20 protein-coding genes are annotated in these 21,179 nt (G+C 36.3%); 16 read left to right on the plus strand and 4 right to left on the minus strand.

The window, feature by feature from the left end:
- The first annotated feature begins 13 nt into the window (after positions 1–13).
- The 5 genes from IPM56_08255 to IPM56_08275 all read left to right on the plus strand — a co-directional run bounded on the left by IPM56_08255 (position 14) and on the right by IPM56_08275 (position 7,370).
- The gene (locus IPM56_08255) at positions 14–925 is read left to right on the plus strand and encodes a hypothetical protein (GenBank protein QQS37917.1); all 912 of its coding nucleotides are present in this window, start codon (positions 14–16) and stop codon (positions 923–925) included.
- 150 nt (positions 926–1,075) lie between these two features.
- Positions 1,076–2,179 (plus strand): hypothetical protein, encoded by a 1,104-nt coding sequence (locus IPM56_08260; GenBank protein QQS37918.1) that lies wholly within the window; start codon positions 1,076–1,078, stop codon positions 2,177–2,179.
- 23 nt (positions 2,180–2,202) lie between these two features.
- Positions 2,203–3,204 carry a hypothetical protein gene (locus IPM56_08265; GenBank protein ID QQS37919.1) on the plus strand — a complete coding sequence of 334 codons (1,002 nt, stop codon included), beginning with the start codon at positions 2,203–2,205 and terminating at the stop codon, positions 3,202–3,204.
- Complete coding sequence (locus IPM56_08270; GenBank protein ID QQS37920.1) at positions 3,167–3,418, plus strand: hypothetical protein; 252 nt, start codon at positions 3,167–3,169, stop codon at positions 3,416–3,418. The genes IPM56_08265 and IPM56_08270 overlap by 38 nt, the downstream gene beginning before the upstream one ends.
- Before the next feature lie 184 nt (positions 3,419–3,602).
- The gene (locus IPM56_08275; GenBank protein QQS37921.1) at positions 3,603–7,370 is read left to right on the plus strand and encodes a T9SS type A sorting domain-containing protein; all 3,768 of its coding nucleotides are present in this window, start codon (positions 3,603–3,605) and stop codon (positions 7,368–7,370) included.
- 59 nt (positions 7,371–7,429) lie between these two features.
- On the opposite strand, the gene IPM56_08280 is transcribed toward IPM56_08275, so the two are convergent.
- Genes IPM56_08280 through IPM56_08290 form a run of 3 tightly spaced genes read right to left on the minus strand, consistent with a single transcriptional unit; the run spans position 7,430 to position 9,157 of the window.
- Positions 7,430–8,158 carry a TonB family protein gene (locus IPM56_08280; protein QQS37922.1) on the minus strand — a complete coding sequence of 243 codons (729 nt, stop codon included), beginning with the start codon at positions 8,156–8,158 and terminating at the stop codon, positions 7,430–7,432.
- A gap of 7 nt (positions 8,159–8,165) precedes the next feature.
- Positions 8,166–8,633 (minus strand): hypothetical protein, encoded by a 468-nt coding sequence (locus tag IPM56_08285; protein QQS37923.1) that lies wholly within the window; start codon positions 8,631–8,633, stop codon positions 8,166–8,168.
- A gap of 8 nt (positions 8,634–8,641) precedes the next feature.
- The gene (locus IPM56_08290; protein QQS37924.1) at positions 8,642–9,157 is read right to left on the minus strand and encodes an RNA polymerase sigma factor; all 516 of its coding nucleotides are present in this window, start codon (positions 9,155–9,157) and stop codon (positions 8,642–8,644) included.
- A 175-nt stretch (positions 9,158–9,332) separates the two neighbouring features.
- Here IPM56_08290 and IPM56_08295 point away from each other — a divergent pair, with 175 nt between their 5' ends.
- The gene (locus IPM56_08295) at positions 9,333–10,520 is read left to right on the plus strand and encodes an aspartate kinase (GenBank protein QQS37925.1); all 1,188 of its coding nucleotides are present in this window, start codon (positions 9,333–9,335) and stop codon (positions 10,518–10,520) included.
- Positions 10,521–10,523: 3 nt separating this feature from the next.
- Positions 10,524–11,630: an amidohydrolase gene (locus IPM56_08300; protein QQS37926.1), complete on the plus strand. Its 1,107-nt coding sequence runs from the start codon at positions 10,524–10,526 to the stop codon at positions 11,628–11,630.
- Between the two features lie 205 nt (positions 11,631–11,835).
- On the opposite strand, the gene IPM56_08305 is transcribed toward IPM56_08300, so the two are convergent.
- Positions 11,836–13,461, minus strand: a complete 1,626-nt coding sequence (locus IPM56_08305; protein ID QQS37927.1) for a DUF814 domain-containing protein — start codon at positions 13,459–13,461, stop codon at positions 11,836–11,838.
- 223 nt (positions 13,462–13,684) lie between these two features.
- Here IPM56_08305 and IPM56_08310 point away from each other — a divergent pair, with 223 nt between their 5' ends.
- The 9 genes from IPM56_08310 (at position 13,685) to IPM56_08350 (ending at position 21,179) form a co-directional block, all read left to right on the plus strand.
- Entirely contained in the window at positions 13,685–14,938 is a 1,254-nt protein-coding gene (locus IPM56_08310; protein ID QQS38258.1) for an MFS transporter, read from the plus strand.
- Between the two features lie 106 nt (positions 14,939–15,044).
- Positions 15,045–15,809 (plus strand): PASTA domain-containing protein, encoded by a 765-nt coding sequence (locus IPM56_08315; GenBank protein QQS37928.1) that lies wholly within the window; start codon positions 15,045–15,047, stop codon positions 15,807–15,809.
- Positions 15,810–15,811: 2 nt separating this feature from the next.
- Positions 15,812–16,465 carry a ribulose-phosphate 3-epimerase gene (locus IPM56_08320; GenBank protein ID QQS37929.1) on the plus strand — a complete coding sequence of 218 codons (654 nt, stop codon included), beginning with the start codon at positions 15,812–15,814 and terminating at the stop codon, positions 16,463–16,465.
- 444 nt (positions 16,466–16,909) lie between these two features.
- Positions 16,910–17,680 (plus strand): dihydropteroate synthase, encoded by a 771-nt coding sequence (gene folP / locus IPM56_08325; GenBank protein ID QQS38259.1) that lies wholly within the window; start codon positions 16,910–16,912, stop codon positions 17,678–17,680.
- Positions 17,680–18,498, plus strand: coding sequence for a TIGR00159 family protein (locus IPM56_08330; GenBank protein ID QQS37930.1), 819 nt, complete (start codon positions 17,680–17,682; stop codon positions 18,496–18,498). The genes folP and IPM56_08330 overlap by 1 nt, the downstream gene beginning before the upstream one ends.
- Complete coding sequence (locus tag IPM56_08335; protein ID QQS37931.1) at positions 18,473–19,141, plus strand: glycosyltransferase family 2 protein; 669 nt, start codon at positions 18,473–18,475, stop codon at positions 19,139–19,141. Before IPM56_08330 ends, IPM56_08335 begins: the two co-directional genes overlap by 26 nt.
- The gene (locus IPM56_08340) at positions 19,141–19,611 is read left to right on the plus strand and encodes a CHAD domain-containing protein (GenBank protein ID QQS37932.1); all 471 of its coding nucleotides are present in this window, start codon (positions 19,141–19,143) and stop codon (positions 19,609–19,611) included. The genes IPM56_08335 and IPM56_08340 overlap by 1 nt, the downstream gene beginning before the upstream one ends.
- A gap of 29 nt (positions 19,612–19,640) precedes the next feature.
- On the plus strand, positions 19,641–20,318 hold the full coding sequence (locus IPM56_08345) for a metal-dependent hydrolase (protein ID QQS37933.1): 678 nt from the start codon (positions 19,641–19,643) through the stop codon (positions 20,316–20,318).
- Between the two features lie 96 nt (positions 20,319–20,414).
- On the plus strand, positions 20,415–21,179 hold the full coding sequence (locus tag IPM56_08350) for a ParA family protein (GenBank protein QQS37934.1): 765 nt from the start codon (positions 20,415–20,417) through the stop codon (positions 21,177–21,179).

The following is a 21,179-nucleotide window of genomic DNA, read 5'->3' on the forward strand; positions in this document are numbered from 1 at the left end:
ATAAGAGGTTCTGATGAAAATATTTAAACTGAATAAAATCCTGGTACTCTTTCTGGTATTCAGTTTTATTTCTGTTCATGCAGAAAGTAAAGTCTTAAAACCTGTTAACGCAAAATCGAAAACAGTGATTTTAATTTCGGGTAAAGCAAGAGATTATTATTCTGTTGGGATAAGGAATGCAAGTCTTATCGAAGTAAAAGGTCCGGGAAAATTAAAAATCATTTCACGCCCTCAATTCAAACAGAATTATAGTTCAACTATTTCTTATAAAATATTTTATAGAATTGATGGCGGTGATAGAAAATCAGTTCAGTTTGATGATGTTCAGAAATCAACTAAAGCTAAATATAAAGTTGATACTTTAAGCACACCTGGTGACGAAGGAGAGATAACAATAAACCTCGGAAGCGGTGAACATAACATAAAAGTGTGGATTGAAAATGATAATCCAAAAGTCGATGCTCGTTATATCTTCACGCCTAAAGAAGAAAAAGAACTTACCTGGATTTCAATAAATCCCCTTGAACCAAACGAACCGGTTAATCTTCTTGCCGATGAAGAAGAAGTTAAATACTACAGGTTCAGTGAAGCGAATCCTTTGAAAATAAAAATCACAGGACCAACAAAGTTAAGATTACTAAGCAGGATTGAAAATCATTACACAATGAAGGGGCGGATCAATTATCGCATAGAAGTTAAAGAGGACAAAAAAGTCAAACACACTTACCAGTTGAACAGCATAAGATCTGAAACAACCTGTTACAAAAAAGACGGATCAAAAATTCCAGGCAAAGCGAAAGAGATCGTATTTAACGTTCCTAAAGGAACACACTATTATCAAATAACTCCTCTGGACAAAGATAAAAGCACAGTGCTTGGAAGAGTGTTGTTCCCTAAAAAAGATATTAAGCTTGGAGAGAAGTAAGACAGCATGAATCATTTGAATCTTCATCAGTTAATTAATTTGCTAAAATCAGACAACCTGTCATTTCGAAGGAGCCTGCCTTTCCGTTTGGTTGGTCATCGAATAAGAAATCTTAGTGGTTGTCTTTTGAGATTTCTACCTTCGGTCGAAATGACAATTTTGGTTTATATGATGTTTATCGTTGGCTTAATTCCTGAGTCTCTATATGCTCAAAATAAATCCTCATCAAACTACGGCGATTGGTCAATTGATTTGACTGTAACATCAGCTTATGATAACAACATCTTAAAATATTCTGACAAGTACATCGAACGTTTTAAGAACAGGGAAGATGCAGGAAGGTTTCATATCAACAGGTATGATGATCTGTTAATGAACTATGATGTAAGGGTAGCATGTTCGAACTGGTTCATAAAAAATCTTAGGACAATTTTTTCTGCGTCCGCGGATCACAAGGCGTATTCATATAACTCATCAAAGTCGTGGTCGTCTTTTGATTTTGGAATTCAACAGTACGTTACGAGCAGTACAAGTTTGATGTTTTCATACTCTTACCTTCCTGAATTTTATGTTGCTCATTTCCGCGATGATGACTGGATAAATCTATATGGTTATACTCCTGAAACATTTCAGCCGTATACTTTTTCCAAAGATGAATATGCGCTATGGCTCCAGCAAAACATCGTTACATCAACAAGAGTGAGATTGTATTTCAGTTATATGAAATACTTTTACAACGAGCACTTTACCGAATACGATAGCCAAAATATGATGTATGGAATAAGGTTGTTTCAGGATATTTCAAAAATAGTTACTGCAGATGCTGGTTATCGATATATAACTTCTGATGCAAAAGGATATGACGAAGACTTTGAAACAAAAACTAATTCTGATGATGTTGATGCAACTTATCATGAACATATCTTTTTTGCAGGGATTGATGTAAATCTTCCAAAACTAATGAATAAGAATAATTCAGTTAGTCTTTCGGGACAGTTTTCCAAAAGATTATACAAAACAGAAAATATTGGAGAACTTGATCCGCTGCACGCGGGGAGATTTGACGTTAACTACAGGATAAATTTTAATTATGATATTAAGCTGTTAAATAATTTTTCCGCAGGATTATTTTATGCATGGATGTACCGTGACACTGATACATCATTCCAGCCAAATGAAGAATATGTTTCTGATGAAAAAGATTATGATCAATCGCAGTTTGGTTTAATTCTTAAATATGGATTTCAATTTTGAAAAAGAAATTTAAAGGACATCAAATGAAAAAAATATATGCTATTACTCTTATCCTCTTAACTATGTTTATAATCAGTTGTGGCGAACCAAATGCACCTGAATCTCTGACAGGTGATGATGGCGGGTATAAAATCATCAGCAAGTATATGACGGCAGGTTACGCACAGGATGTTGTAATGAAAGACACATTGCTTTTCATCGCACAGGGTGAAGGCGGCTTACTGATAGTCAGTATCGCTGATCCGAATAATCCAAAACTTATTTCGTCAAAGATAACTGATATACGAGGCTATTCAGCAAAGATAGATATCAAAGATTCAGTGATCTACCTTGCTGCAGGAAATTTTGGAGTTTCAGTTGTAGATGTTGGCGATGCTTACAATCCTGAAGTAACAAATTATAATCTGCCGATGAAGCCGGCAAAAAGTTTTTATATAATGGGTGATTTTCTTTTTACTTGCGTAAGCGAGCTTGGCTATAATATATCTGATATAAGTTTTCCGACTCAACCGGATGTTAGAGCAACCAATATTACTCCCGGTTACTGCCAGGCTGTTGTAACCTCCAAAGACACAAGTTATTTACTTGCAGCTTGCGGTGAAATGGGTTTTGCGATGGTTGACATTTCGGACTTTCAATTGGGCTTTGGTACCTACCAGGTTTGCGGATGGAAAGATACACCGGGATATGCTGTAGATATAGTTCGACATCCTGATTTACCCATTGCATATATTGCCTGCGGTACAGGAGGACTATCCATAGTTGATTTTTCTGACACTGCAGATGTAAAATTATTAAGTAACTTTTCATCGGGCGGATATGCAAAGGAAGTTATGTATGAAAACAATAAGATTTATCTGACTACAGAAACAAGAGGTATGCAAATCTTTGACGTAACGAACCCTTCATCACCAGTTCGAATCGGCACGATTCCAACAAAATACTCTATGGGTGTTTGTGCTGATAACAACTATATCTACATCGCTGATGAAATTGAAGGTCTGCTGGTTATTAAAAAGCCTTAGAGTTGTTTCAACTTCTTGTGAATTATTATTATTCTGGTGTAATGGATGTTCTTATCCTAAAATAAAAGAGATTCTAATTTATCAACAATTAAATCATACAGTCGGTTATGAAATTATTCTGACCATCACTGATAAAAGTGATGGAATGAATAACAGTCATGGATTTCAGATCAAATTAGATGAACTTATGCTTGGTGCTATGTTATATTTTTAAAAATCATCCTTATTGATATTGATGTTTACAACCAATAAGTTTAATTCAAATTCTAAATCACAGTTAAATTTCCAAATAAGGTAATATGTCCTGAAGAACAGTTAACAGGAGAATTCACAGACATTCTATTGAAATAATTCCAGTTAAATATCGATTAACTTTTAATGTTATTAGAGAGGTACTTATGACATCTGCTTTAAAACAATTTTCGTTATTCATGTTCTTTTCAATTTTCCTCTTATTTCAAAACACCACTTTATCCCAACAAATCGAATTCGCAAAAACCGAACTTATCAGGCAGGGGAATAAATCACTTTTTGTTACGCATCCTGAAAAATATAATTCGTTAACTGAAATTCCTGTTGTCAATTCAAAGAATAATACCAGATCGGGTGCTGATAGATTTGTACTTGGCGGAAATGTAATTTGGACAGCACAGGATGCTTTAGCTATCGCTAACGCAGCGGAGCTGAATGCTGATGGTTCAATGCCGTTTAATGCGTGGGGATTGAACAACATGCGTTTATCACGATATAACAGCAGCAATAATATTCCTGTTTGGGAAGTTCCCACAGTTCCAAATGATCCCGGCATCGATGTTTCAGATGATGGTGAAGTTATAGCGGTTACCAAAGGAACCGAGTTTTTAATTTTAGACAGTTTAAATGGAAATGTAAAATACCAGATGATAATGCCCGACACTCTTTGGGCAAGTCATGTTAGTGTTTCAAGAAGCGGCGAACATTTAGTTTTCCTGGCGGATGCAAGCGGTAACGGAACCACTGCAATAGCCTATGCAATTTCATTAGCCGGAAGTTCGCCGGCTATTATTTGGTCGAAAGAAATTTCCCGTTCAGTTATCAGTAACTGGGCTGGTGCTAATTTTTCTGCCGATGGAAATACTGTGGTAATTAATGGCAGGAATCATCAGTATGTTTATAATGTTTCTGACGGTTCATTAATATGGGATCATTTTATTGATAACACCGAATCACCTGCTGTTATAAGCGGAGACGGCAGCATTATTGTCACTGCTGATAACAGCGGCTTCATTCAAACATGGATTAAAAACCAGTCCGGCACTGAGTATAATTTATTATGGCAGTACAAGATTCCTCTTGTTTCAAGTTTTACCAATTGGGCTTCATCGGTTGATATTTCGGCTGACGGGAGTACGATTGTAGCTGGCACATTAATTTTCCTCTCTTCGGGTTATGATGGTTCTGTAATTGCTTTTGATACCTACGGAGGCGGAATTCCGAAATGGACATACCTGGGCGCGGCGGATCTTGTTGATGATATCGCGTTATCTGATGATGGAAAAGTAGCTGCAGCTGTAACATGGGGAGATTTAAGTCATATCAAACCTGATCTTCTTGTATTTGACGTTGAGACAGGTGATCTGACATTCGAGATAGTATCTCCCGGATCATTTTTCACAGTTGATATCTCGCATGACGGCAAAAAGATTATTGCAGGAGGCAAGGGAGTTCATGCGCGTGAATTTGGCAACGGCGGACGCCTTTATTATTCAGAGATCAATCTCGGCGGAGGTAATGTAAGCGGAACAGTTGATCTTGCCGGTACCAGTGATGATAGTGGTGTTCTCCTCAAAGTTTCGGGTAACCCGAGAGCTGCAGTCAGTGATCAGAACGGAAATTTTTTGATCACAAATATTCCTGCAGGAACTTATACCATAACCGCGGAAAAACCAGGGTACAACTATGGAAGTGCTGCGTCAGTCAACATCGTCAATGACTCAACAACAACCGGGGTTAATTTTTCTTTGGCTCAGTTCAATGTTAATCCTCCGACTTTAAGCGCATCAACAAATTTACAAGGTGCGGTAGTGCTTAGCTGGACTACACTTACCCAGAGCCTTGAGAAACAAATTGAAATTGCCAAAGCAGTTGGTGATCCATTCCCGGTTGAATCGGTAAATAAAATTACTAATGCAAAAAATAGTTCAGGTAATTTTTCTAATAAGGATTTTCCCATCAGTCATGAAACGCTTCTTGCGGACAGCATAACTATTTACCGGAGTTTGGTTCAGGGAGGACCTTATTCCAAAATTTCTTCCGTAAGTACTTCAAATAATAATTACAGCGATTCATCCGTTTTTCCGCTTCGGGATTATTACTATGTAATAAATGTGACCAACGAAACCGGTCAAAGTATTTATTCCAACGAAGTGTTAGGAAGATTAAGTGATTCATTACTCACATTTGATTTTGATGCACCTTTAGGATCTGTTCCTGTTATCGATGGAGTTATTTCTCCCGGTGAGTGGACAGATGCATTCAAGATTGATGTGTCGGATGTGCTTGGTTATTCAGGTGGATCACCAAAACCACAAGGTTCAGTCTTTATGTACTTTAAGTATAATGATCAGAATGATATGCTTTACATCGCCGGGGAAGACTTCTTAAATAATGAACTTGATGACAGTGAGGGCTTTGGGCTGTACTTTGATGACAATAACAATGATGCATTCGAACCAAACGGTGCACTACCACTTTTGCAGGAAGGAAATTTCTGGGCTTACTGGCACGCAGGAGGTTCGGATTTAAGATTCAGAAAGATTTTTACCGGCGGCGGAGTTGGTGATATAATAACCCTTACCGAAGGTGATGTTGAATTCACAATAACAAATGGACACCTTCAAGGTGAAGTTGCAATTCCAATGGGATTTTTTGAAGGCTATCAGTTGCAAATTTTTGCGCCTGATAAAACCCCGGGACTTGGAGCATTCCTTATCGAACGAAATGCAGGTGCGGCAATCTTTAATGGATGGTGGCCTCAAACAATGAACAGTGTTTTTAATCCTTTATACTTTGGAAATGTTGGTGTCGATGTTTCATTGCTTGCACCGCCACAAGCTCCTGATAGTATTACAGTTACAATTCAAGGTGAAAATTTATTGGTTACGTGGGCGGATCCTGTACTCGGACTAAATAATGATCCGTTAACTGGGGTTCCGACAATAGACATTTATCGAAACGGAAAATTCTTTAAAACTATTGCAGGTGGAACTGAAATGCTGCTCGATGACAGTGTCGATTGTCAATTATGGTACGAGTATAAAATGATCGCATATATAATTTTAGGTGATGATACTTTATTCAGTCCTGTAAGCAGGACTGTTGGTGGATTTGCCTGTGAGGAACCGGCACTCACTCCTGTAAAGTACGACGATGGATCCTGGGAAGCTTTTTATGTTGTCGATTTCACTTACGATGAAAATAAATTTGCTTTAAAAGTAACTCCGACTTTTTATCCTGCTAAAATTATCAGACTGGAAACCCTGGTAAATAATGCGGGGGCATTTGATTTTACATTGAACAAAGACGAATCAGGTTTACCCGGGGATATAATTGCGGGTCCGTATCGTGTTTCATCAGGTATTGCCGGTGCGGCTAATTCGATTTTGCTTACACTTCCGGGAATTGATCCACCAACTATTGAAGCCGGTGAAATTTGGGTTCTTATCAACTATCTTGAAACAAATCCCGGTGACCCCGGTATCGGGACTGATGCATCTTCTCCAAATTCCGGAAGAGGTATGTACTATCTTTCATCAAGCGGATGGCAAAGCTTCACAGGTGGTAATCTGATGGTCACTACATATATTGCACAACCTCCAACCGGGATCAACGAAAATGCAAATAAACTTTTAACATTCGGACTATCACAAAATTATCCGAATCCGTTTAACCCATCATCTTTAATAAAATTCCAGATGCCTGAAACAGAGTTTGTTAACCTGGAAATTTTTAATGTGCTTGGAGAAAAGATTAACACTCTGGTAAATGATAGCAGGGAAGCAGGAGAATATTCAGTGATCTGGGATGGAACAAATTACGGCGGCATTCCTGTTTCAAGTGGTGTATACTTTTATAAAATCACTGCAGGCAAATTCACTGCTGTTAGAAAAATGATTTTGATAAAATAAAGATTTGGTGTGAGCTAAAATCAAGGCGATTCATCTGAATCGCCTTTTTATTTTTTGAATCAACTCAACTTAAACACAATGGGCAGTACAACTTTTGCTTTAACAATTTTTCCTTTGACTTTTGCAGGAGTGAATTTGGTTAGCTCAACTGCTTTAATAGCAGCTTCATCTAAACCATTCCCGGCACCTTTAAGCACTTCTGATTTAACCACAGTCCCTGTTTCATCTATAAAAACCTGAAGGATGACTTTTCCTTCAAAGCCTTCCTGTTTTGCTTTTTCAGGGTACACAATTTTCTTAGACAATTCTCCCATACCTCCGACCGGAAATGGTGTCTCATCAAATTGTGTCTGGTAGTCTTCCTTATTTATCTGTGCCGCTGCAAAATTATTTTGATTACTGAATTTCCATCTTAGTTGAGATTTTACTTTTTTGCCGTCAACTTTTGCCGGATCAAATTTCCACGTTGATGCCACCTGCAAAACGATATCATCAAATTGTTTACCCGGACTTTCAACGATCTCTAATTTTTTCAGAGCACCCTGCTCATCAATCATTAGTTTATAATCAAGTTTAACCTGTTCTTTTTCAAGATTAGTCTTATTGATTTCTTCATTGATTCGAGCTATCAGTTTTTCCTCATCACTCTCAGTTATTTGAGGATGAGTGTCCACATTATCCGGTGTAAGATAGACCTTATCGTAGTTTGGTATAACTTCAACCTGAGGTTCAGCTTTACATCCTGCCAATAGAAATAGTATACACAACAATCCAATTAATTTTTTCATTTTGTCCTCACGAATTTGGTTTTACAATAATTTCATTTGAGTAAGTCGCTCTCACTTCAGCAGATGGAAGTGCATTATAAAGCGCTTTAATGATCTCCTGTTGTTCCCGACTTGAATTGACAACAGTTTTCAATTCTGTCTTGTATAAATTCATCGTATTAAAAAGATAGATACTTAAAATTATCAGTACTGTTGAGATGCCAACTGTCATATATCTACCAATAGTTGACGCGCGCTGATTCCTTGTAAGTACAGAATCTTTCATTATCGTTGAGACGAGAATTTTTTCTTCAAGTCTTTGCGGAAATTCTTCTTCCTGATTAAACTGATTTTGTTTCAACAGTGATAATTGTCTAAGATAGACCCGTGCTTCAGAGTTCAAAGCAAGCTCAGCAAAGAGTGATTCCTCCTCTTCACGTTTTAATTCGCCGTCAAGAAATTCTTCAATCTTAAACTGTATTAAATCTTTTTCCATGACATAACCTAGTTGATTAGTTTTGAAATTCGCTTTATTAGCTTCTGCCTTGCTTTGTGCAGTCGGCTTTTTACAAGTTCTTCATCAATACCAAGTATAGACGATATTTCATTATATGAAAATCCGCCGTACTCCTTTAGAAGATATACTTCTTTCTGTTCAGCAGGCATGCTATCAAGTTGAATATTAATTATTTGCCTGAGATCTTTCTTTTCAAGTGAGTCATGTAATGATTCACCTGAATCCAGGTTTAACTCATCAATATCATCTACGCCGTACTGGTCAACGTGAATTTTCTTTGTTCGGTATACCTGGTAAACTTCATTCCTTGCTGTTTTGAACAACCAGAATTCAGCACTTTGCAGATCATTTATATATTCGAGAGATTCAAAGAACTTTAAGAAGGTATTCTGCGTAATATCCTCCGCAAGCATCCTGTCAGATGTCATCTTAAGTACAAAATTGAAAATCTTTCGTTTTGTATGGTTGAATATTTCTGTAAACGTATCTCTTTTATTTTTCAATTTATTTCCGCATCTCAAAAGTATAGATGATCGTAACCTGAAAATGTTCCCGGTTCAAAAAAATATTTTAATGAAAATGACTAATAGCTTTCTGTTAAACAGATTTTTTATAAATTTGCGCTGAATTTTTCTATATCAAAAATAATTTATTCAATTCAAATATTTTCTAAACAGATTGAAAGTTATAGTTCAAAAATACGGCGGAAGTTCGGTAGCTGATACCCAAAAAATTATTAAGATAGCTGAAAAAATTTCTTCCAGGATAAAAACGGGGTATAAATTAGTTGTCGTTGTCTCTGCAATGGGAAAAACAACAGATAATCTTATTAAACTGGCAAAAGAAATAACAGAAAACCTTGTGCCCCGTGAACTGGATATGTTACTGACTACTGGTGAACAGGTCTCTGCTGCTTTGCTTGCTATCGCATTGCACGATAAAGGAATTCCGGCTAAATCGCTGAACGCATTCCAAATCGGGATAATGACAACGAATAATTTTAATGAAGCAAGAATAAAGAATTTAAGAGTTGAAAAACTTCAATCAGTACTCGAGGAAAATGATGCAGTGATCGTAACCGGTTTCCAGGGTATTACTGATGAGGGAGAAATAACAACATTAGGACGAGGTGGATCCGACACTTCTGCAGTCGCACTTGCTGCAGCTTTAAACGCTACCTGCGAAATTTATAGTGATGTACCGGGAATATTTACGACTGATCCAAGACTCCATCCCGCAGCTAAGAAATTAAAAAAAGTTACTTATGATGAAATGCTTGAGATGGCAAGCCTTGGTGCAAAAGTGCTGCACAGCAGGTCAGTGGAAATAGCAAAAAAATTCGGAATAACTTTGTACTGTGCTTCAACATTTTCAGATGAGGAGGGAAGTTACGTGACTGAGACGAACATTGAACAACCATTGGTTAGCGGATTAAGTGTGATGGACAATCAAACACAGGTGGTTATAAGTAATTTGCCGGAAGATTACACCCTTGTTCAAAAAATCTTTGAGCATGTTGCTAATGAAGAATTAAATGTGGATATGATATCCATTATCGGTAACCCGGCATTAAATATTTCTTTTACAATCATTGAAGATAAAAGAAGTCACATTGAGGAAGCATTAAATCATTTGCTTAAAGATTTTGGCGACCTCAACATTTATTATCAAAGCGGCTATACGAAAATTTCAATTGTTGGTATTGGAATGCGCTCAAGCAGCGGAGTTGCCGCAAGTTTCTTTAAAGCATTAAGCAATATTCCCGTAAAACTTGTTACAACTTCAGAGATAAAAATATCCTGTCTCATCGATGAATCGTTTAAACAGGATGCAGTTAAATCGTTGACATCACATTTTAATTTATAAAAGATGATATCTCCAATTGAATTAAGACATAAACTTCATAAGAATCCTGAGATTGCTTACCAGGAGTTTAAAACAACAGAGTTGATCTCTGAATCAATAAAAAATTCTGATCCCAAAAACCAATTAAAGATTCATCGACCATTCCCAACCGGTCTTTTAGTTGAGTATACAGTAAACACGGATCCATACATACTTTTCCGTGCTGATATTGATGCACTTCCAATTAAAGAAGAAACCGAATATCCATTTAAATCCGGCAATGACTTTATGCACGCGTGCGGACACGATGTGCACACATCAATTTTATATTCTTTAATTCAGGAAGTTCTCAAAAATCCGACAAAGCAGAATCTTCTTTTTCTTTTTCAGCCCGCCGAAGAGAGCGGTGGGGGAGCGATGAAGTTTTATGAAACGGGGATATTCGGACAATTCGAAATAAAAAATGCGTTCGCACTTCACATTACGGATGAATATGCTGAAGGAACTATTGCATCAACATCCGGGGTTTTGTTTGCTTCAGCATTAGAGATCGATATTGATTTTAGAGGTATCAGTGCTCATGTTGCTTTTCCCGGCGAAGGGAAAAATGCATTTACCGCTTTAAGATATTTTATGGATGAAGCAGATAAACTTTATTCAAAAATAAATGACCCATTCATTTTCGGTGTCGGGAAAATTTATTCCGGTTTTGTAAGAAATATCGCTCCGGGTAATGCAAGGATTGAAGGTTCCATCAGATCACTTAGTGAAGAAAAAGCTTTAGAGTTTTGTGATGAATTAATAAATCTACTTGAACTGATGAAGAATAAAACCGGCGTTAACTATAAACTCAGTAAAGGCGCACACTACCCTGAAGTAATTGTTGACGACAAATTATTTAAATCACTTTCAAATAAACTGGCAGCAAATTATCAGTTCATCGACTGTGGATATAAAATGACCGGAGAAGATTTTGGATTCTTTTCCAAAAAATTCCCTTCATTTATGTTCTGGCTTGGTACTTCAAAAGGTGAGAGATACGGTTTACACAATCCAAAATTTTTACCTGCTGACGATACAATAGAAACAGGGAAAAATATCTTCGCGGAAATCCTGCAGCTTTCAATGTGATCTGCGCTTCTCACTGTGAGTTAAAGTCTCATTTTTAGATGTGTTTAACCCCATTTTTTAGCTCAAATACAAAAAAAGTAAAGCTTTACAAAGGCACAATAGTTGGACAAACCTATACGTGACTCCAATACTACCGTTGCCGAGGTGTGAAGCAGAATCTTTTCCAGTTTGGAATTTGCTTCCGCCTCCAACGGTTTTTTAATTACTACTCCTGATTGGAATCGATGAACTCACATCCTTTAGGAATTTCAGGCTTAACATTTACAACTTGCTCTCTTAACAGTGCAACTTTACCCGCTTCCATTCCTTTTTTCTTAACGACGTATTTTTTCTGAGTGAACGAAACCTGAACTATCCCTGATGTTTTTGCCTTACTGTGAAATGCCGCAATCGATGCCGCTCTTTTTATCACATCCTTCGGCATATTCTCTTTAGAAGTATCTGATTTTAAAACTACATGTGAGCCGGGTACACTGCGGGCGTGAAACCAGTAATCATTTTGTTTGGCGAATTTTAATGTAAGCAAATCGTTGTTTTTACTGTCGCGTCCGACATATACAAAATACTTTTGATCAATAACATATCTCTTGAATTTTGTTCTTATATCATCTTTGTCGTCAGTCTGTGTGTTTGATTTTATTTTTAGTTCACTCATAATTTCATTAATCCTTTCAGAGCTTATACCAGATTCAATTTCACTTGAGAGTTTATTAATTCTGAAAAACTCCTTTTGTGTTTTTTCAAATAGTTCTAAAGATTTTTCTCTATTGAGTTTTTCACTTCTGGCTTTTTCAAAATATGAATCAATATTTTTCTTAGGACTTTTTGACTGATCCAGTTTGATGGTCACGGTCTTGTTTTCGCTGTAAAAATCATTCAATGTGATTTCAGTCATTCCCTCTTTGATTTGATTAATATTAACTAATAACAAATCTGCCAGTTGTTTATACTCTTCTTCATTACTTTTTCTGTCCAGCACAGATTTTAGTTTGTTTAATTTTTGCGAATACCGGATAGCAAGAGCATCAATATGCTTTTTAACTATCCTTTCATGAGATAACAATTTTTCGAGTTTATATTTTTCTGGAAGATAAAACTTAAATGCCTCGTTAACTGAATTGTAAAAAGTCTTCTCATCTGAATCAAATTGTTTAAAACTTTCAAATGTTAATTTGATATTTCCTGAATTCGAATCACTCACAACAACTATCCTGTCATTCTCCATTCCTCGAATAGTATTTTGAATAGCATTCAAATCAAATTCTTTTCCGGAAGTAAGTTTGCTCTCCAATAATATTTCCTTACTGATGAATGGAAACTGCTTGCGGAAATTCTCCTGCGAAATATTTTTTTCAACTTCACTGAAATCAGGCTGATTAAATCCTCTGATAAAATTATAAGTTGATAATTCATCCTGAAATTCAGGAAAGAACTCGCTTTCTGTTTTCTTAAAGGAATCATTTTCTGTTTTAGAAATGAATATCAGGTTTGTAAGTTTGCCTCTGACAATAAAGTACATAGCAGCCGAATCAAACTCAAACCTGATTATTCTGTCAGTCGAGCACATCATAACCGAATTCAGTTTTGTATCAATTAATTGTGGAAACAGGTCTATAGTATTTTTTTTTGCTCTTCTGAAATCATTCTTAAGTAAAATAAAAGGAAGTGTTGGGTTGACACAGAACTCGACAAATGCAGTCTGATTCTGGTTTCTGAATTCTATAACTACTCTATCTTTTTCCTGAGTAAATATTGAAACAGGTTTGGCACCCGATAACAGTTCATCGAGTTCAATAGCAAGTCTGTTAAGAACGAAATAATTTTTAATCATGATATTTTGCCGGGAAAATCTATTTCCATCCAGGACAAACATAAGGAAAAATTTTAACTGTAAAATTACAATAAACTAACAGCTAACTTTTAATTGTGTCTCTATTTAACCTTTGATATATTTGGCGAGCATTAACAAAATTACAGGAGATAAATTGAGCATCTCGACCGGCACTTCAAAACTAAAAGACGGATTCAAGCCTTCATTCTGGGTTGCAAACGGAATGGAGTTATTTGAGCGGTTAGCGTATTATGGACAGGCTGCAATCCTAAGTGTTTTTCTACGTGACCATCTAAAATTCGATATTGAAGATGCTGGCTTACTGCAGTCAATCTTCGGTGGACTGATCTATTTTTTACCGATTTTTGCCGGTGCGCTTGCTGACAAATTTGGTTTTAAGAAGGCTTTCACATTTGCATTTTTTATTCTTGCAATTGGATACTTTCTAATCGGTTCAACGGGGATGGAGGCATTTTCAGGATGGTATTCTGAAGATCATTTATTTTTAATACTTTCACTAATATTTATTTTCACTGCTATTGGAGGTTCTTTTATTAAACCTAGTGTATTGGGAACGATTGCTGTAGCCTCTTCATCTGAGAATAAATCTTTTGGGTATGCTATCTATTACTGGATAGTCAATATCGGTGCTGCAATAGGACCTATTTTAGCTTTGATAGTTAGAGATTCTGTGGGGATTCAATTTGTCTATTTAGTTTCTTCATTTAGCTGTGCCTTGATGCTTCTGGTAACACTATTTTTTTTCAAAGAACCGGAACAGAAAAAAGTTGAAGATCAGTTAGCATTAAAAACGGTTGCAAAAAATATGTGGACAGTTCTAAATAACTTCAAATTTATAGTTTTTCTGCTGATCTTTTCATTGTATTGGGTCGTATTTTGGGAGTATTTTATTGTTGTACCGTATTATGTAAGAGATTATATCGCACAGGATGCACCATTTGAGATTATTACTGCAACTGGTGCATTTACAATTGTTGTTTTTCAAATACCTATTAATCTGTTGACCAAACGAATACCAACTTTCACTTCCATAATAATATCTTTTATTCTTGCTGCTACCAGCTGGCTAATGCTATTCTTTGTTGCACCATTAGTACAAAACATGTTTGTGAATATTACATCTGAAGGTTCGACTCTGTTTCAAATTGGTTTAGGTATTCCATTAGCTATGTCGGCGATTTTTATTTTTTCAGTTGGTGAACAAACACAAGCTCCGAAGTTTTATGAATACCTTGCTGATCTGGCTCCCAAAGGACAGGCAGCACTTTTTCAGGGTTTTGCATTTTTGCCAATCGCAATTGCATTTTTTATAGTTGGTCCATTTGGTGGATGGATATATAAGGTTTTCGCCGTAGAGCAGACTAAACCTGAAATGGTATTTTTAGTAATTGGTTTAGTCGGTATTCTAGCAACAATATTAATGATTATTTATAATGGTATAAATAATAAAAAATAAGACCTTATTTTATTACATCATTTTTACAATTGACCTGCTATTTTTCTTAATCAGTGTTAAATTGTAACTACAAAATTCAGATTATATTGGCTCCCGGAACAAACGGATGAAAAAACTTTTAGCAAGACCTTTCATTAGAAAATCCTTATACATCTTAGGCTCATTAATAATTTTATTTCTCATCGCTGATAACCTGCTTATTCCTTGGTACGTTAATAAAGCTGAAACAAAAGTTCCAAATGTTGTGGGAATGGAAGAATCTCAGGCAATGCAAATGCTCGAGGATTATCAACTGGAACCTGTAGTAAGCGAGTCGATCTTTGATGAAAGATTTCCAAAAGGCTCAATCATTTTACAAAAGCCAGAAGGCGGAAAAATTGTAAAAGAGGGAAGACGTGTTTATTTATTTGTCAGCGGTGGTGAGCCCACAGTTTATGTGCCCAGGCTGCGCGGCAAATCAATCCGTGATGCGCGGTTGTCACTTGAGAGAGTGGGACTGAAACTCGGCAGCATAGAGGAATTGCCTTCAACGAATCCAAAGAACATGATATTTGATCAGCAGTATGCTGAGGGTACACCTTTAAAGAAAGGTGAATCAGTTAATGTAACTATTAGTTCGGGTGAATCGGATGAAGGAATAACTGTTCCCGACCTTATTGGTAAATCACTTGCTGAAGCACAAAGAATTCTTGCCGATAGTACTTTACGTGTCGGTAAGATTAATTATCAGCGATCATTTTCTCTTCTGCCGAATACAATATTAGATCAGTACCCGAGCAAAGGAAACAAAGTAAAGTCAGGCGATGCAATCGATCTGTTTGTTACCAAAGCAGCGGAGGCTCCAATAGATAATGAAATAAGGGAGGAATAAAAATGGGAATTCTCGCTCCTTCAATTTTATCCGCGGATTTTTCAAACCTTGCACAGCAAATCCGTTTAGTTGAATTAGGCGGCGCTGACTGGATTCACTGCGATGTAATGGATGGTCATTTTGTTCCTAATCTTACTTTTGGACCGATTGTGGTTGAAGCTGTAAAAAGAATAACAAAACTACCCGTCGACGTTCATCTGATGATAAAAAATCCTGATAACCTAATTCCAGATTTTATAAACGCGGGAGCGGATAATATTCTCGTGCACACTGAAGAAGTAGTTCATTTAAACAGAACTATAGCAAGGATAAAAGAACTTGGTGCAAAAGCGGGAGTAGTTATAAATCCATCTACTCCTGTAAGTGAATTAAATGATATAGCAGAGTATGTTGATCTGGTTTTATTGATGTCGGTCAATCCGGGTTTTGGGGGACAGTCTTTTATCAGCAATTCAATCAGAAGAATAAAAGAGATAGCGTCCCTGAGAGAAAAGTTTAATTCTAAGTTTTTAATCGAGATAGATGGCGGGATAAGTAAATCAAATATTAAAAAAGTTTATGAAGCAGGCTGCGACGTATTCGTTGTTGGTTCAGCTATATTCCACGCAGATAATATAACTGCGGAAACAACTGAATTAAAAAATCTGCTCAGATAAAAAAAGTTTACATTGGAAACTTAAAGGTGACGAAGGTCACCTTTTTATTTCAGTTAATAATAATTTAACAAGATATTTTCGTTGATAGCACAAGTAATAAATCTTAGTAGAAGAAATACTTATGAATCACTAAAAAAAAGATTCGTTGAACTGCAGAACCTTCCGTCTGCACCATTATATGGGTTAGAAGTATTCAGCGGCAATTATGATTCAGAAAAGTTAATCGTAGAATTGAAGAAAATTTCTTTTAATTTTTTAACTGATGCCAAAACCGGAAACAAATTAATTGTTGTTAACTCATTAACTGAACTGACAGTGCTGCAAAAGGAGTCCGGCAATGTAGCACTGAAAAGTATTTCCGAATCCATAAGCAATTTTCTAAACTTTGAAAACAATCATTATACAATCGGTACAAGGGAAACAACATATTCAGAACCACTGATTATGGGCATAGTGAATGTTACTCCGGATTCGTTCTCTGATGGCGGAAAATATTATAATCAAGATTCAGCATTACATCATGCACTAAAACTGATTGATGACGGGGCAGATATTATCGACATTGGTGGTGAATCAACCAGACCTGGTTCAGAGCAGGTATCTGAAGAAGAAGAAAAGAGACGTATCATTCCGGTTATAAAAAGTATCTTAAATGAAAGACCCGGCACCCTTATTTCAGTTGATACAACTAAAAGCAAGGTGGCAAAATCTGCTTTGGATGAAGGCGCTGTTTTAATTAATGATATTAGCGGACTGACATTTGATTATAAAATTGCCGAACTTGCAGCAGAATACAATGCTGCACTTGTGATAATGCATATTCAGGGAGAACCCAAAACGATGCAGGTGAATCCTGAATATCAGGACGTTGTTGGAGATATATATCAGCATATTTTTATTCAAGCCGCAAAAGCAGCAGTGGCAGGTGTTAAAAATATTATTGTTGATACCGGAATTGGTTTTGGGAAAACAGTTCAGCAAAATTTTGAATTATTGGATAGGCTTGAAGATTTTAAAAGCTTAGGTTACCCTTTGATGATTGGTGTATCAAGGAAATCTTTTATCGGCAAAACTCTTAACCTTGATGTAGATGAACGCGACACAGCAACTATTATCACTGAAGCCTATGCATTAAACAGGGGTGCATCTATCATTCGGACTCATAATGTGAAGAATGCAAAACAATTATTAACTTTGCACAAAAACTTTAACTGATGTTCGACGTAATAAAAATAGGGTTTCTTACTGTAACGTTTGTCGACCTGATCGATATTCTGATTGTTTCATTTATCGTTTATAAACTTTACACGATACTGAAAGGAACAATTGCTGCACAGATATTCATCGGGTTGATGATAGTTCTGATTCTGTCATTTGTGTCGCAAGCTTCAAACCTGCGTGCATTAAGCTGGTTATTAAAACTCGTCACTGATATTTGGGTAATCGCCTTTGTAATTTTATTTCAGCCGGAAATAAGAAGACTGCTGGTTATAGTTGCAAGGAATCCTTTCTTTAAAATGTTTGTAAAATCTGATTCCACAGAAGCCGCAGTAACAATAGCTGATGCCGCTTTTGAACTGTCACAGCAGCAGCACGGCGCATTAATGATTCTGATTAAATCAAGCGGTATAAGAGGTTATGCAGAAACCGGAGAACTACTTGAAGCTAAACTTACAAAATCCATGCTTACTTCAATCTTTTTTCCGCGTTCTCCATTGCACGATGGTGCGGTTATAATTAAAGGAAATATTATTGAAGCTGCACGCTGCACGTTGCCGCTCTCAAGCACCACTATGGTAAACGGTGAATCACTCGGGATGAGGCACAGGGCGGGATTGGGAATTTCGGAACAAGCAGATGTGATAAGTGTGATTGTCTCGGAAGAAACAGGAAGTATTTCCGTTGCAGAGAACGGACATCTTACTAAAGGATTATCGAAGGACGGTCTTATCAGGCATATTAACAGGGCATTCAGAGCGCCGGTAGTGAAAGGTTGGAAAGGAATAATTGAACAGTACTTCAAAGAAAAATAAAATCTGTGCTGTAATTCCTTTCTATAATGAAGCCGAAACAATCCACAGCATCTCAGTTGAAACACTAAATTATGTTGATCAATTGATACTTGTAAATGATGGTTCAACAGATCAATCACTAAAAAATATTCCGGATGATGACAGGATAATAATTATTAATTCAACTTCGAATAATGGAAAGGGGTCTGCTTTAAAGATAGGTTTTCTTAAAAGTTTAGAACTTGGTTTTGAATATACTGTTTCACTTGATGCTGATTTTCAGCACGAACCTAAATGGATTCCATCACTTACAGACGCATTAAAAAATTATGACATTGTGATTGGAAACAGGTTAAACGATATTTCAAGTATGCCGATTCAGCGGATAGCAAGTAATAAACTAACCTCAATGCTATTAAGTTTAAAAACCGGTACACGAATTATTGACAGCCAATGTGGTTTCAGAGCTTTCAGAACTAAGGTACTTCAAAATATTCTGCCTTCATACAACGGTTATGAGGCTGAGAGCGAAATGTTGATACTAGCCGCAAGACAAAAGTTAAAAGTTGGTTCCGTGAACATTTCAACCATTTATGGAAATGAAAAAAGTAAGATCAAGCCTGTAAAAACAATCTTAGGATTTGTAAGAGTTTTATTTATCTGATGCAAAAGAAAAAGAACCATAAAACCGCCGGGTTAACAAAAAAAACTGTTTTATCTGAAGCAGCAAAACTTGTTATGGAAGTAAAAATATTTAATCTGCTTTCAGCCATCAATAAATTCTTTGAACAGGAAACTGTTGAAAACCTTCATTCAATCCGGATTGCGTTAAGGAGAGTTCGTTACTCACTTGAGACTTTTGCTATTTGTTTTAACAAAAAGAAATATCATTCATTTTATAAAAAACTTGCTAAACTGCAGGACCTTTCCGGCCTTGCCAGAGACCTTGATGTGCTCACGGACAATATGAATAAGCTGCACACTGAATTAAACATTAAAATATCCAACAGGATTTTCGGAAAGATTGAGGACAACAAAACAGCACTTAAAGAAAAACTTAAACTTGAACTGCTTCAGTTTATTCATGGAAAATCACTAAAAGATTTTCAATCTTTGCTAAGCAGAAAAAATTGATTTGATGAATTAATAAATCGGAGGAGAAGATGAAGTTAAAATATTTTTCACACTCGGCATTTCAGATTACAAGTGACAGCGGAAAAGTAATCTTGATTGATCCATTCCTTGATGGTAATCCAACTTCGCCGGTAAAGTCCAAAGACGTTAATGCTGATTATATAATTGTTACACACGGACACGGAGATCACATTGGTGACGGATTTAAAATTGCTGAGCGTTGCAATTCACTATTTATATGTGTAAATGAACTTGCTAACTATTGCAGTTCAAAAGGATTTAAAGCACATAATATGCACATCGGCGGAGCCTATAATTTTGAATTCGGAAGGGTGAAATTCACTATTGCTCACCACGGCTCCATGACGCCCGATAATACTTATGCGGGCGAAGCTTCCGGAGTTTTGATTACAGTTGATGGCAAAACTATTTATCATACCGGCGATACAGGATTATTTTATGATATGAAACTTATAGGTGAGATGAATAAAGTAGACTATATGCTTCTGCCGATCGGTGATAATTATACAATGGGTGTAACTGATGCAGTTAAAGCAGTTGAATTTGTAAACCCCGGAATTGCTATACCCATGCATTATAATACATTTCCTGTTATTGAATCTGACCCGCTTGAGTTTAAAGATAAACTTACGGCAAAGGGTTTTAAATGTAAAGTTATGTCTTTTGGTGAAGAGATCGTTCTATAAAAATATTTATCCCTTTTCCATTTATGAAAAGAACATTTTAATGCCTATTTTATCGGCACTAAATTGAGATTATAAAAAAATTATTTACAGTATTTAATGGCAAAAATAATTTCTATAGCTAATCAGAAGGGTGGCGTTGGTAAGACGACTACCGCAATTAATCTATCTTCACTATTAGCTGCTGCGGAGAAAAAAACTTTACTGATTGACATTGATCCGCAGGCGAATTCATCCTCAGGATTAAGTGTTACAAATCAGTCACCATCCGTTTATGAAGTATTGATTGGTGATAATGTTATAAATGAAGTGATACTCAACACATATATGCCTTTTCTCGACCTGCTTCCATCAAACATAAATCTTGTCGGTGCCGAAATTGAAATGGTTGACATGGATGATCGGGAGCGGTTGATGAAAAAAAGAATCGGTGATATAAGTGAGAATTATGATTTTATACTTATTGATTGTCCGCCTTCACTCGGATTATTAACGCTTAACGCATTAACTGCATCTGATTCAGTTTTAATTCCTGTTCAGTGTGAATATTTTGCTCTTGAGGGTCTTGGTCAATTGTTAAACACCATCAATATTGTTAAGCAGCATTTCAACAAAGACCTGGAAATTGAAGGGGTACTGCTGACAATGTTTGATACAAGGCTGCGTTTATCTCACCAGGTTGCTGAAGAAGTAAAAAAATATTTTGGTGATAAAGTTTACGAAACAATTATACACAGGAATGTCAGAATCTCCGAGGCACCGAGTTTTGGCAAACCAATTATTTTATACGATGCGATATCCTCCGGTGCAAAAAACTATATGGCACTCGCATCAGAACTTTTGGAAAAAAACAATAAAAATTAG

Source organism: Ignavibacteriales bacterium (assembly GCA_016700155.1).
Classification (GTDB): domain Bacteria; phylum Bacteroidota; class Ignavibacteria; order Ignavibacteriales; family Ignavibacteriaceae.

Bases quoted from the DNA above. Each gene is read 5' to 3' on its own strand.
- IPM56_08255 (QQS37917.1), top strand. From the start codon at position 14: ATGAAAATATTTAAACTGAATAAAATCCTGGTACTCTTTCTGGTATTC.
- IPM56_08260 (QQS37918.1), top strand. From the start codon at position 1,076: ATGACAATTTTGGTTTATATGATGTTTATCGTTGGCTTAATTCCTGAG.
- IPM56_08265 (QQS37919.1), top strand. From the start codon at position 2,203: ATGAAAAAAATATATGCTATTACTCTTATCCTCTTAACTATGTTTATA.
- IPM56_08270 (QQS37920.1), top strand. From the start codon at position 3,167: ATGAAATTGAAGGTCTGCTGGTTATTAAAAAGCCTTAGAGTTGTTTCA.
- IPM56_08275 (QQS37921.1), top strand. From the start codon at position 3,603: ATGACATCTGCTTTAAAACAATTTTCGTTATTCATGTTCTTTTCAATT.
- IPM56_08280 (QQS37922.1), bottom strand. From the start codon at position 8,158: ATGAAAAAATTAATTGGATTGTTGTGTATACTATTTCTATTGGCAGGA.
- IPM56_08285 (QQS37923.1), bottom strand. From the start codon at position 8,633: ATGGAAAAAGATTTAATACAGTTTAAGATTGAAGAATTTCTTGACGGC.
- IPM56_08300 (QQS37926.1), top strand. From the start codon at position 10,524: ATGATATCTCCAATTGAATTAAGACATAAACTTCATAAGAATCCTGAG.
- IPM56_08305 (QQS37927.1), bottom strand. From the start codon at position 13,461: ATGATTAAAAATTATTTCGTTCTTAACAGACTTGCTATTGAACTCGAT.
- IPM56_08310 (QQS38258.1), top strand. From the start codon at position 13,685: ATGGAGTTATTTGAGCGGTTAGCGTATTATGGACAGGCTGCAATCCTA.
- IPM56_08315 (QQS37928.1), top strand. From the start codon at position 15,045: ATGAAAAAACTTTTAGCAAGACCTTTCATTAGAAAATCCTTATACATC.
- IPM56_08320 (QQS37929.1), top strand. From the start codon at position 15,812: ATGGGAATTCTCGCTCCTTCAATTTTATCCGCGGATTTTTCAAACCTT.
- folP (QQS38259.1), top strand. From the start codon at position 16,910: ATGGGCATAGTGAATGTTACTCCGGATTCGTTCTCTGATGGCGGAAAA.
- IPM56_08330 (QQS37930.1), top strand. From the start codon at position 17,680: ATGTTCGACGTAATAAAAATAGGGTTTCTTACTGTAACGTTTGTCGAC.
- IPM56_08340 (QQS37932.1), top strand. From the start codon at position 19,141: ATGCAAAAGAAAAAGAACCATAAAACCGCCGGGTTAACAAAAAAAACT.
- IPM56_08345 (QQS37933.1), top strand. From the start codon at position 19,641: ATGAAGTTAAAATATTTTTCACACTCGGCATTTCAGATTACAAGTGAC.
- IPM56_08350 (QQS37934.1), top strand. From the start codon at position 20,415: ATGGCAAAAATAATTTCTATAGCTAATCAGAAGGGTGGCGTTGGTAAG.